Genomic DNA, 12,548 nt, shown 5'->3' with positions numbered 1-12,548 from the left:
CACGCGCCGCAGCACTGCGGGGGAGTAACGCCCATAAAAACATCCGGAAGGGTCACCCCTTCCGGATGTGTCACCTCAGGCGCGGTGACGCGGCGGTGCCTATGGCCCGCTCAATGACGTCGGTCGGTGGGAAACGGAATGATTTCAGCTGTTTGCCCTTCGGTTAGGGCGGTCGCCAGCACCTCCAGAACATCTGGATCTGCGGCATCTCCTGCGCCCTCACCAAAGCACTGGCAGGCGCGGTCCATCAACATCGCCCGGGCAGCAGGGGCTTCCATCTGTTCCAGCAGGGCGCGATCTTTGCGCATGATTTCGACAAGAAAGGCATTCGCCTTGGTCAGCGCGCTGAGCGAGCGGAGCTTGTCGTCCAGCACATTAAGTGCCTCGTTCAAATTCGAATGATGCGCCATTGGACCCCTCCGATCTCGCAAAGTTAACCTATTGGTAACTTAGGTATTCGCGGCCCAAAAACAATTGCTGACTGTTAGGAATGGTTAACAACGCCACCCAGACAGGCGGGCCGGTCTGCGACGGGCTGGACCCGCAAAATCCATGCCGAACCGCCCCCTGCTGCAAGGCACACAGCAAAAAGGCGCCCCACCGGGGCGCCTGTTCTGTTCGGATATCAACTGCCGCATTACTGGTCGAGGAAGCTGCGCAGTTTGCGAGACCGGCTCGGGTGCTTGAGCTTGCGCAGCGCCTTCGCCTCGATCTGGCGGATCCGCTCGCGGGTCACGCTGAACTGCTGGCCCACCTCTTCCAGCGTGTGGTCGGTGTTCATGCCGATGCCAAAACGCATCCGCAGAACCCGCTCCTCACGCGGGGTGAGCGAAGCCAGCACGCGGGTGGTGGTTTCCTTGAGGTTTTCCTGAATGGCGCTGTCGAGCGGCAGCACGGCATTCTTGTCCTCGATGAAATCGCCCAGCTGGCTGTCTTCCTCGTCCCCGATCGGGGTTTCGAGAGAGATCGGCTCCTTGGCGATTTTCATCACCTTGCGGACCTTTTCCAGCGGCATCTGGAGCTTTTCGGCCAGTTCTTCCGGCGTCGGCTCGCGGCCGATTTCATGCAGCATCTGGCGGCCGGTGCGGACCAGCTTGTTGATCGTCTCGATCATATGGACCGGAATACGAATGGTCCGGGCCTGATCCGCGATGGAGCGGGTGATCGCCTGACGGATCCACCAGGTCGCATAGGTCGAGAACTTGTAACCCCGGCGGTATTCGAATTTATCCACCGCCTTCATCAGGCCGATGTTGCCTTCCTGAATGAGGTCAAGGAACTGCAGGCCGCGGTTGGTGTATTTCTTGGCGATCGAGATCACCAGACGCAGGTTGGCCTCAACCATTTCCTTCTTCGCCTGACGGGCTTCTTTCTCGCCCTTCTGGACCTGCTGCACGATGCGGCGGAATTCAGAGATGTCGAGACCGACATACTGACCGACCTGCGCCATATCGGCGCGCAGCTCTTCGACCTTGTCGGTGGAACGTTCGACAAACATCTGCCAGCCCCGTCCCGGCTTCTCCGCCATATCGGCCAGCCAGTTCGGATCCAGCTCGCGGCCACGGTAGGCATCCACGAACTCGCGACGGTTGATACGGGCCTGATCCGCCAGTTTCACCATCGAGCTGTCGATCTGCATGACACGGCGGTTGATGCCATAAAGCTGGTCGATCAGCGCTTCGATCCGGTTGTTGTGCAGGTGCAACTCGTTGACCAGCAGAACAATTTCAGACCGCAGAGACTGATAGATCTGCTCATCCTGCGCGCTGAAAGAGCCATCTTCGTTCAGGGTGGCCGAAATCCGGCTGTCCTGCATTTCGCTCAGCTGTGCATAGTCGGAGGAGATCTGTTCCAGCGTGGTCAGCACCTTGTCCTTCAGCGCCGCTTCCATCGCGGCAAGGGACATGTTGGCCTGATCGTCCTCGTCCTCGTCGTCGTCCGATGCAATCGGGTTGCCGTCAGCGTCGAGCTCTGGACCGGTGTCTTTCGCCACAGGTTTGCTCGCGGCAACGACAGAGGTATCCACCACCGGCTCGCCAACTTCACCGTCTTCGTCCAGCTGGTTGCCGAACGTCGCCTCAAGGTCGATCACATCGCGCAGCAGAATGTCTTCAGACAGAAGTTCGTCATGCCAGATGGTGATCGCCTGAAAGGTCAGCGGGCTCTCGCAGAGACCGGCGATCATCGTGTTGCGGCCAGCTTCGATCCGCTTGGCGATGGCGATCTCGCCTTCGCGGCTCAGCAGTTCGACCGATCCCATTTCGCGCAGATACATGCGGACGGGATCGTCCGTGCGGTCCAGCTTCTCAGCTGCCGCGCCAGCCACCGCCACTTCGCGGTTGCTGTCGGTGGTCACCAGATCGGTCGAGCCCTTCTGCTCTTCCTCTTCGGCTTCCTCATCTTCGATGATGTTGATGCCCATTTCGGAGAGCATCGACATCACGTCCTCGATCTGCTCCGAGCTTACCTGATCCGGCGGCAGGACCTGATTGAGCTGATCATAGGTGATGTAACCCTTCTCGCGCGCTTCGGCGATCATCTTCTTGACCTGAGCCTGGCTCATGTCGAGAGAGATTTCGGGCTCCTGATCGTCAGGTTTGCGGTCGTCGGTATCTTTGGCGGCCATTCAATGCTCCTCGTCGGGGCTGGGGCGATTCGGTTTCGCGAATCATTATCGCGATCCGCTGATTCGTCACCCGGTTTACCCGTTTTTCTTTCGCTCTTCCTTAGCAAAACGACCTGACTGCGGCGCAGCGGTCACTTCTTGGAGTAGCCAATTCGTTCCAAAAGGGCTCCGAAAGCGTCGCGTTCCTCACGGTTCAGACGCGCTCCGTTCTCCCCCACATCATATTGCGCTCGGTCTTCGTTCTCACTGCGCACGGCTTTGTTGCGCGCTTCGGCAGCCTGTCCCAGCCGCCATGTCACAGCCTCATCAGCCAGCCCGTCCAGATCCTCTTCCGCCTCGGCCAGCTCTGCATCCAGGCCCCGGCTTGCTTCCAGCTTGGCAAATTCCTCCGCCAGGGTCAGGCTGGCGATTTCCACATCGCCGGGACGACGCAGACAGGGGCTGATTGCCACATGGCGAAGCGCAAAGAGGTTTTCAAGGGCATGGCTGCCGGCAGCCTGTGCAATTTCCTCTTTCAGCCGTTCAGGCGCATCGACACCATGGCGCAGCACCAGATCGCGCAGCAGCGCGTGATCCGAGCCGACACAGGCCATACGTTCCAGATTGACCTCATATTTTGCAATCACCGCCGGTGTGGTGATCACCGTCGCCAGAATCACTGCCTCACGGACGCGCACCAGCGCTTCCTCGCTGCCGCCAGCAAGCAGCGAATTACGGGTCGTCTCCAGCGGCTGTGGTGGGGCGTTCTTGCCGCGCCAGGGCATCCGGGCACCATCGCGGAAACCACCAGCCTTGCGGAATTTTCCAGCGCTGTAATTGCCCTGATTGCCCGCCTGAGCCGGGGTGACGGGCGGCGGCGGCGCCTCATAACCGGGATCAAATCCACTGTCGTAGCCCGGATCGTAGCCGCTATCATAATCGCCATAATCGCCGCCAAAGTCGGGATCGCCCGCAGCTCCAAAGCCCGGATCAAAGCTTGGCCCCGGATCAAAACCGGTATCAAACCCCGGATCCGGCAGCGCATCGAACCCGGCGTCCAGCCCCGGTGCCGCTGTCGCTTCGCGCGGGCGGCCGCCGCGAAACAGCTGCCAGCGCAGATCCTGCAGATCCTCGCCATAGTGGCGGCGGATCGAGGGATCGCGGATCAGCCGGATCTTGTCGCGCAGCGCCTTGTCCAGCGCGGCCTTGCGCTCGGGACTGTCGAAAACCTTGCCCTCCGTTTCGCGCTGCCACAGCAGCCGCACCATCGGCATCGCCTGATCAAGCACCCTCTGCACCGCCTCCGGCCCTTCGGCTCGGATCAGGTCATCGGGGTCCTTGCCCTCGGGCATCAGCGCAAACCGCAGGGATTTCCCCGCCTCAAGCAAGGGCAATGCCAGATCAATCAGCCGCATCGCCGCGCGCAGACCAGCGGTATCGCCGTCCAGCGCGATGATCGGCTCATCCGCAATGCGCCACAGCATCTGGAGCTGGTTTTCGGTGATCGCAGTGCCCAGAGGCGCCACCGCCGCCTCAAATCCGCCCTCTGCAAGGGCGATCACATCCATGTAGCCTTCGGCGACCAGCAGCTGGCCGGATTTCCCCGACGCGGTGCGCGCAGGCCCGTGATTGTAAAGGCTGCGCCCCTTGTCAAACAGCGCGGTCTCCGGCGAGTTCAGATATTTTGCATTGTCGCGCGGATCCATGGCTCGGCCGCCAAAGGCGATCGCCCGCCCGCGCGCATCGCGGATTGGAAACATGATCCGGTTGCGAAAGGTGTCATAGGGCTTGCCACCTTTGTTCGAGGGTTTGGCCAGCCCCGCACCCATGATCAGCTCTTCCGGCACACCCTTGCCGCGCAGCGCGTCCCATAGGTTCTGCCAGCCGTCAGGGGCAAAACCGATCTCCCAGCGTTCCAGGGCCTGACCCGTCAGCCCGCGCCGCGCAAGATAGCTGCGCGCAGCCTCACCCGACCGCGTGTTGAGCTGAAGGCGGAAAAACCGCACCGCCTGTTCCATCACCTCGGCCAACTGGGCCCGGTGGTCCTGCTTCTGCTGGGCCTTGGGGTCGCGGGCGGGCATCTCCATCCCCGCCTCCTGCGCCAGGATCTGCACCGCCTCCATGAAGCCGACGTTCTCGGTCTCCTGCACGAATTTCAGCGCATCCCCTTTGGCATGACAGCCAAAGCAGTAATAGAACCCCTTGCGGTCATCGACATGGAAACTGGCGGATTTTTCATGGTGGAAGGGGCATGGCGCCCACATGTCGCCCTTGCCCTGATTCGATTTTCGCTGATCCCACATGACCTTGCGCCCGACAACCTGAGAGAGGCTGACGCGGGTGCGCAATTCATCAAGGAAACCGGGGGGAAGCGACATCTCAGTTGCTCTGCAACTGCTTCTGCATCTTCTGGATCTGATCCCAATTCGCCAGACATTGCTGCTCCAGCAGCGCGCCGAAGTCATTGTCGCGCAGATCGCGCTTGCGCAGACTGTAGATATGCGCGGTCAGCTGCGGAATGGCTTTGCTGTACTGCTCGGGCCAGGCGGGATCACTGTCCAGAATCGTCTGGGCAACATCGGCCTGTTTCACACGGTCCAGCCGCGCCTGCTGCACGGCCGCCATGACCTGCCCTTGATACTTGCAGCTTTCTTCTTTTTTTTCAGCGGCATAGGCTGGCGCGGCCAGCAAAGCTGCGACAAGGGCAAGACGGATCATACACTTGGCTCCCGGAATCAGTTGGTGATCCCCGAGATTACCCCCGTGCCGCAACAGCTTCCATCGCTGTTTTCAGATCATCCACAAGTGTCTCCGCCATGGAGCGGAACACCATGATCTGCAGGCTCTTTGGCCCGAGCCGGGTGACCGAGGCCGCCATGTGCTTCAGCTCACATCGGACGGTATGGCCGCGTTTGAACACGGCGGGCCGCAAATCCACCGGGCAGAGCCGTGCCAGCACCGCGTCGCCCTGCGCGCCTTCCAGAAGCACCACGGCCCAGCCATCGCTCTGATCGGTCAGCGCGGCATGATCTGCCAGCGCAGGATCCGGCCGCACGCCGGACAGCAGCGCCAGCTCACGGCCAAACCAGATAATCCGCGCCCCGGCCTTGCTGTTGCTTCGGTTCGGCTTCGGCCAGCGCAGCCCATGCGCGGCCGACAGCACTTCGGAGAGCGCGGCTTCCTGACCGGCATAGGGCGCGAGGGTGGTCATCTCCTCCAGCGTCGCCTCCCTCAGCGACAGATCCCCCACCTGCACAGGCAGCAGCCCCGCACAGGGCGATTTTGCAATCAGCTTAACCACGCGCACGCTCCCCCTCTGGATCAAAGAACACCGGCTCGACAATCTCGCAGAGCACGTCCAGCCCTGCCGTGTGATCCACCATGCGGATCGGATCGCCAATCCGGTCTGGACCGGCCTTTATCAGCGCCAGACCAATCATATGCCCCAAGGTCGGCGAATAGCAGACCGAGGTGACATAACCCTGATCATGTGGCCGGTCGACCGGATCCTCCGGGTCAAACAGATGCGCCCCGGCGGTCAGCTGCTGCACCGCGCCGGTCGGTCTGATCCCGACCAGCCGCATCCGCGCCTTGTCGACCAACCCCTCGCGCAGGGCCATCGCGCGACCGACACAGGGTTTGCCGGAACGGAGCATCCCGCCGAATCCCAGGTCATGCAGCGTGGCGGTGCCGTTGATCTCGGCATGGGTCAGAAACCCTTTTTCAATGCGCAGCACATTCAATGCCTCCAGCCCATAAGCCCCACCGCCAAGCGCTTCCGCCCGGCGCAGCAATTCGCCAAACAGGCTCTCGCCATAACGCGCAGGAACCGCCAGCTCATAGGCCTCCTCGCCCGAGAAAGAGATCCGGAACAGCCGGGCCGTGACCTCTCCCAGCGCCACTGCGCCACAGGCCATGAACGGCCAGTCCTCGCTAACGAATGCCGCGCCGAGGAGATCCTGCAACAGCCTCCGCGCCTTCGGGCCTGCGATGGAAAACTGCGCCCACTGCTCGGTCACAGAATGGATCCGCACGTCCCACTCCGGGTGCAGCGCCTGGCTCACGAATTCCAGATGCGCCATCACCTGCCCGGCGGCTGCGGTCGTGGTGGTCATCACATAGTGGTCTGGCGCCAGACAGGCGGTGGTGCCGTCATCCATGACAAACCCGTCTTCGCGCAGCATCAGCCCATAGCGCACCCGACCGGGTTGCAGCGTGGCAAACCCATTGGCATAGACATAGTCCAGTAACCGCGCGGCATCCGGCCCCTGAATGTCGATCTTGCCAAGGGTGGAGACATCCGCCACCCCAACCGCATTGCGCACATACCCGACCTCGCGATCGCAGGATTGCCGCCAGCTGGTTTCACCCTGTTTCGGAAAATAGCTGGCGCGATACCACAGCCCCACCTCCATCATATGCGCGCCCATATCCTCGGCCAGCGCATGGGATGTCAGCAGCCGACGCGGCGCAAAGCCGTGATCCTGCGCGCCTGCCCCCATCACCCCGATCGGCACCGGCACATAAGGCGGGCGAAAGGTGGTGGTGCCGGTCTCGGGAATGCTGCGGCCCGTGGCCTCGGCCAGCACCGCCAGAGCCACCACATTGGAGCTCTTGCCCTGATCGGTGGCCATGCCTTGCGTGGTGTACCGCTTCATATGCTCGACCGAGCGGAAATTCTCGCGCCCCGCCTGACAGATGTCCTTGACCGTCACATCGTTCTGGAAATCCACCCAGGCCCGCCCGCGCCCCGGCACCGACCACAGCGGCGTCACCCGGCAGGGCGCATCCTCGGCCTCCGGCAGCTCCACGGGCACAGCGCGCCTGCCCAGCGCCTCCAGCGCGCGTGCGCCCGCTTCCGCCCCATCCCGCAAGGCCGCCGCAGTGGAGAAAGCTCCGCCACAGGCCCCGGCAACCGCCAGCCCCGGCACCGCGCCCTCCTGCGGCACAAAACAGGCCAGATCACGCCGCCAGCGCGGCCGCCCGTTCAGGTGACAGGTCAGATGCAGCGTCGGATTCCAGCCACCGGACATGGCCAGACAGTCGGTCTGCAGCTTTTCCTCCCCCGCAACGGAGCGCAGCGTCAGGCTTTCCAGTCGCTGACGGCCTGAGGCATTGCAGACCTGAGCCCCCCGGATCACCCGGAACTCATCGCTCTGTGGTGCGTCATGGCGGCTGTCGATGACCGCCGCGACATGAACACCCGCCGCCGCCAGATCCCGTGCCGTCCGATGAGCATCGTCATTGTTGGCAAACACCGTCACCCGCTCTCCGGGCGCCACCCCCCACCGATTGAGGTAGCTTCGCACCGCACCTGCCATCATGATGCCGGGTCGGTCGTTATTGGCAAAGGCCACCGGCCGCTCCAGCGCGCCGGATGCCAGGATCGCGCGTTTTGCCACCAGCCGCCAGAAACAGCTGCGCGCAGCCTTGCCGGACCCGGCAGCTGTGGTTTCAAGCGCACCATAGGTGCCCTGATCATAGACCCCGGTCACCGTGGTCGAGGCCATGCGCCGCACATTGTCCAGACTGTCCAGCTCCGCAACCACAGCCGCCACCCAGTCCCGTGCCGGCTGCCCTGCGATGGTCTCGCGCTCGCTCAGCAAGCGACCACCGGGCGCGCTATCTTCGTCACAAAGGATCACATCCGCACCACCCCGCGCCGCCGTCAGCGCCGCCATCAGACCCGCAGGTCCCGCGCCGATGACCAGAAGATCACAGAACCCAAATGCCTTTTCGTAGGTCCCGTCATCCGGCGCCCCGGACAACGCCCCCAGCCCTGCTGCACGACGAATGACCGGCTCGTAGATCTTTTCCCAGAAGACCGCAGGCCACATGAAGGTCTTGTAGTAGAACCCCGCGCCCAGAAACGGGGCCGCCAGATCATTGACGGCCATCACATCAAAGCCCACCGAGGGCCAGCAGTTCTGGCTCCGCGCCGCCAACCCCTGGTAGACCGGCAGGGTGGTGGCGCGCAGATTGGGTTCCTGCGCCGCCCCCTCGCCCAGGGTAACCAGCGCATTGGGCTCCTCGCTGCCCGCGGTCAGGATGCCGCGTGGCCGATGATATTTGAACGAGCGCCCGACAAGGTGAATGTCATTGGCCAACAGCGCCGCCGCCAGCGGCTCACCTTCATGCCCCCGCAACACACGCCCATTGAAACTGAAATCGACCTCGCGCGGCTCTGCCATGCCGCCCCAACCTGCAACCCGCATCAGCCCGCCTCCCCGGTTGCCGCAGGCGCGGCGGCGAGCATCTCGTGATTTGAGGTGTCGCGCCGCACCCTGATCCAGCTGCCACAGCCGTGCTGATGGTACCACCATTCCTCCAGCGGGCCTGCCGGGTTGAGCCGCAGATGGACATGAGCATGCCAGACCTCGAGAGGCGCGCCCTCCTCCGGCGCCTCCAGCACCGCCCCGCGATAATAGAACTCGCGACGATCACGCTCACCGCAGAGCGGACAGGTAATCCTCATGACGGGCGCCCTTTCACCTTTCCAGAAATACTCAAATACGCCGTCACGCCAGCCACGACGCCGGCGCGGACCACGCGACGGTCAATGCAGGTTATGCTGCGCACCGGTCGCCTCCTCATCCATCAGGCCCCGACCGGTCTCAAACCGGTCCAGCCGGAACGCTGCCGCCGCCTGATGCGGGCGATCCGTGGCGATCAGATGCGCGTAACACTGCCCCGAGGCAGGGGTTGCCTTGAAGCCGCCATAACACCAGCCCGCATTGAGATAGAGACCCTCAATCGGCGTGCGATCAATGATCGGCGATCCGTCCGGCGTCATATCCATGATGCCGCCCCAGCTGCGCAGCAGCCGCGCCTTGCCGATGGCCGGCAGCATCGCCATGCAGACCTCCATCGTGTGTTCCACCATCGGCAGATTGCCTCGCGCCGCATAAGAGGCATAGAGGTCAAGATAGCTGCCAAACACCAGCCCCCCCTTGTCGGACTGGCTGATATAGAGATGCCCCTCCGCAAAGGTGATGACATGGTCGATAATCGGCTTCAGCCCTTCGGAGACAAAGGCCTGGAGCACATGGCTCTCGATCGGCAGGGTCAGCCCCGCCATGGCCGCCACCTGGCTGGAGCGCCCGGCGGCGGCCATCGCAACCTTGCCCGCGCGGATCAGGCCACGGGGGGTTTCCACCCCGATGACCTTGCCGCCCTCGGTCCGAATGCCGGTGACCTCGCAATTCTGCAGGATATCGACACCGCGCTGATCCGCCCCCCGCGCAAAGCCCCAGGCGACCGCATCATGGCGCGCCGTGCCCGCCCGCCGCTGCAACAGCGCCCCCTGGATGGGAAACCGGTTATTGTCATAGTTCAGCAGCGGCACCATTTCGCGCAGCTGGTCACGGGACAGGATCTCGGCATCATCGCCCTGATTGATGATCGCATTCGCCCGCCGCACCGCGCTGTCGCGCTGCGCGTCATTGTGGAACACGTTCAGGATCCCCCGCTGCGACATCATCGCATTGTAGTTCAGGTCCTGCTCCAGCCCCTCCCAGAGCTTCAACGAATGGGAATAGAACTCAGAATTGCCGGGCAGATAGTAATTCGCCCGCACGATGGTGGTGTTCCGTCCGACATTGCCACCGCCGATATAACCGCGCTCCAGCACGGCGATATTGCGCATCCCGTGGTCCTTGGCCAGGTAATAGGCCGTGGCCAGCCCGTGACCACCGCCGCCGATGATCACCGCATCATATTCGGGTTTGGGATCCGGGTCGCGCCAATGGGCCTGCCAGCCCCGGTTGCCTGTCAGCCCTTCGCGCAGCACACGCAAGCCAGAAAATCGCATCCCCGCTCCCCCCTTTGTATCCCGGTTGATCCCCCGGTCATCCGCAGGCCAGGCCACCTGCACCCGCGGTGATCTCATGCCAGCCGCCGCGCCCTCTTGGGCGACAGTCTGGCGCGTTCCGCATCCCGATACCAGCCCTGATGCACCGATTGGCCCGCGCCCTGTTCCCGGTTCCAGCCCTGGCCGGGACACCCGTGCCGACCGGCGCTGCACCTGCCCTGATCCGCCCTGGCAAACGACACCGCCCGCTATCAGCAGCACATTCAATACACATGTGTCCAGAGCAAAGAAGCCAGCGTTGCCGGATCGCGCCTCGGGCCTGGCCAGCGGGCCGCCTTGATCGCAGCGCTACTGCTTTATCGGGGTTTCCGAAGGGCATCGGCGGCATTCCAACGCGTCGCAGCGGACATCCAAAACGCAAGAAACCCCGCCAAGCTGGCGAGGTTTCCTGTAGGTCGGGCGCAAAACCGCGTCAGCGCTCGGTGTGTTTGCGGGGACCCGATCCGGTTCGGGTCCTTCGCGTGACGATCAAAGCCCCTTGGCGCGGTAGCTCTTGGCGACCTTGTCGATGGACACCAGATAAGCGGCGGTGCGCAGATCGGTGACATCGTCGCGGCCATGCCAGACCTCGCGCATGGACTGATAAGCCGTGCGCATGGTGTCATCGAGCCCCGACCGCACCAGCTCCAGCTCATCGGCGCCCCGCAGGTAGCGTTCCTTGAACTTCGGATCCAGCGTCCAGGTCTTGCCCAGGCTTTCCGACAGCGCTTCCAGCTCATCCACGACCAGCTGATGGCGTGCCTCTTCCTGGCGGCGCTGCATCCGGCCAAAACGGATATGGCTGAGGTTCTTCACCCACTCGAAGTAGGAAACCGTCACACCACCCGCGTTGGCATACATGTCGGGAATGATCACCACGCCCTTCTTGCGCAGGATCTCGTCAGCGCCTGCAGTGATTGGACCGTTGGCCGCCTCGATGATCAGGTTCGCTTTCACGTTTGCCGCGTTGGAGAGGTTGATCACCCCTTCCAGCGCCGCCGGAATCAGGATGTCACAGGCCTCCTCCAGCAGAACCGCGCCGTTTTCGACGTAGCGGGCATCCGGGTAACCGGTGACGCCGCCATGGTTGGCAATCCAATGGGACACCGCTTCGATGTCCAGACCGTTTTCATCGACCAGACCGCCATCGCGTTCGATCACTGCGGTGATTTTGGCACCATCTTCGGACATCAGGAACTTTGCCGCGTGGTAGCCCACGTTGCCCAGACCCTGAACAATGACCCGCTTGCCGTCCAGCTTCCCTTCGAGACCGGCCGCAGCCACATCCTCGGGGTTGCGGAAAAACTCGCGCAGAGCGTATTGCACGCCACGGCCGGTGGCCTCCACACGGCCGGCAATCCCGCCGGCATTCAGCGGCTTGCCGGTAACACAGGCCTTGGCGTTGATGTCGGTGGTGTTCATCCGCGCATATTGGTCGGCGATCCAGGCCATCTCGCGTTCGCCGGTGCCCATATCGGGGGCCGGAACGTTCTGCGACGGGTTGATCAGGTCGCGCTTGGCCAGCTCATAGGCAAAACGGCGGGTGATGAGTTCAAGCTCATGTTCTTCATACTGGCGCGGATCAATGCAGAGCCCGCCCTTCGAGCCGCCAAACGGCGCTTCGACCAGCGCACATTTATAGGTCATCAGCGCCGCCAGCGCCTCAACCTCATCCTGGTTCACTCCCATCGAATAGCGGATACCGCCTTTGACGGGTTCCATATGTTCGGAATGAACCGAGCGATAGCCGGTGAAGGTCTGGATGCCTCCACGCAGGCGAACGCCAAAACGCACCGTATAGGTCGCGTTGCAAACCCTGATTTTCTCTTCCAGGCCTGGTGGCAGGTCCATCAGGGCAACTGCCCTGTTGAACATCAGGTCCACACTCTGGCGAAAACTGGGTTCTGTTGCACTGCTCATCAGGCTGTACTCCGTGCTTCTGCGTCGACTCAGTGAGATAGTGTTCGGACACTATGACTCTTGGATTAAGAAGGTGCGACCTTTTTGACCATTCCCATGCAAAAAGATTTATTTTTAGGCAATTTGAAAACAGTGGGCATTTGACTGAGTCGCCTCTTGCTCGCAGCTACCGTC

Annotated in this window: 9 protein-coding genes; all 9 read right to left on the bottom strand. The window is 62.6% G+C overall.

Annotated features, from left to right (window positions below):
- Positions 1-110: 110 nt before the first annotated feature.
- Positions 111-410, bottom strand: a complete 300-nt coding sequence (locus tag VWY75_RS05395) for a hypothetical protein (protein WP_416539316.1) — start codon at positions 408-410, stop codon at positions 111-113.
- 227 nt (positions 411-637) lie between these two features.
- The gene (gene rpoD, locus VWY75_RS05390; RefSeq protein WP_340544973.1) at positions 638-2,626 is read right to left on the bottom strand and encodes an RNA polymerase sigma factor RpoD; all 1,989 of its coding nucleotides are present in this window, start codon (positions 2,624-2,626) and stop codon (positions 638-640) included.
- Between the two features lie 131 nt (positions 2,627-2,757).
- Entirely contained in the window at positions 2,758-4,983 is a 2,226-nt protein-coding gene (gene dnaG / locus VWY75_RS05385) for a DNA primase (RefSeq protein WP_416539315.1), read from the bottom strand.
- 1 nt (position 4,984) lies between these two features.
- Complete coding sequence (locus VWY75_RS05380) at positions 4,985-5,323, bottom strand: hypothetical protein (protein WP_416534801.1); 339 nt, start codon at positions 5,321-5,323, stop codon at positions 4,985-4,987.
- A gap of 37 nt (positions 5,324-5,360) precedes the next feature.
- On the bottom strand, positions 5,361-5,906 hold the full coding sequence (locus VWY75_RS05375; protein WP_416539314.1) for a sarcosine oxidase subunit gamma: 546 nt from the start codon (positions 5,904-5,906) through the stop codon (positions 5,361-5,363).
- The gene (locus VWY75_RS05370) at positions 5,899-8,820 is read right to left on the bottom strand and encodes a sarcosine oxidase subunit alpha family protein (RefSeq protein ID WP_416539313.1); all 2,922 of its coding nucleotides are present in this window, start codon (positions 8,818-8,820) and stop codon (positions 5,899-5,901) included. Before VWY75_RS05370 ends, VWY75_RS05375 begins: the two co-directional genes overlap by 8 nt.
- Positions 8,820-9,080, bottom strand: coding sequence for a sarcosine oxidase subunit delta (locus VWY75_RS05365; protein WP_416534798.1), 261 nt, complete (start codon positions 9,078-9,080; stop codon positions 8,820-8,822). Before VWY75_RS05365 ends, VWY75_RS05370 begins: the two co-directional genes overlap by 1 nt.
- A gap of 81 nt (positions 9,081-9,161) precedes the next feature.
- Positions 9,162-10,415 carry a sarcosine oxidase subunit beta family protein gene (locus VWY75_RS05360; protein ID WP_416539312.1) on the bottom strand — a complete coding sequence of 418 codons (1,254 nt, stop codon included), beginning with the start codon at positions 10,413-10,415 and terminating at the stop codon, positions 9,162-9,164.
- A 528-nt stretch (positions 10,416-10,943) separates the two neighbouring features.
- Complete coding sequence (locus tag VWY75_RS05355; RefSeq protein ID WP_340544963.1) at positions 10,944-12,374, bottom strand: Glu/Leu/Phe/Val family dehydrogenase; 1,431 nt, start codon at positions 12,372-12,374, stop codon at positions 10,944-10,946.
- Positions 12,375-12,548 lie beyond the last annotated feature (174 nt).

This window comes from Phaeobacter sp. JH20_08 (assembly GCF_048056635.1).
GTDB classification, from domain to species: domain Bacteria; phylum Pseudomonadota; class Alphaproteobacteria; order Rhodobacterales; family Rhodobacteraceae; genus Phaeobacter; species Phaeobacter bryozoorum.
This window is presented reverse-complemented; position numbering and strand designations above follow the sequence as displayed.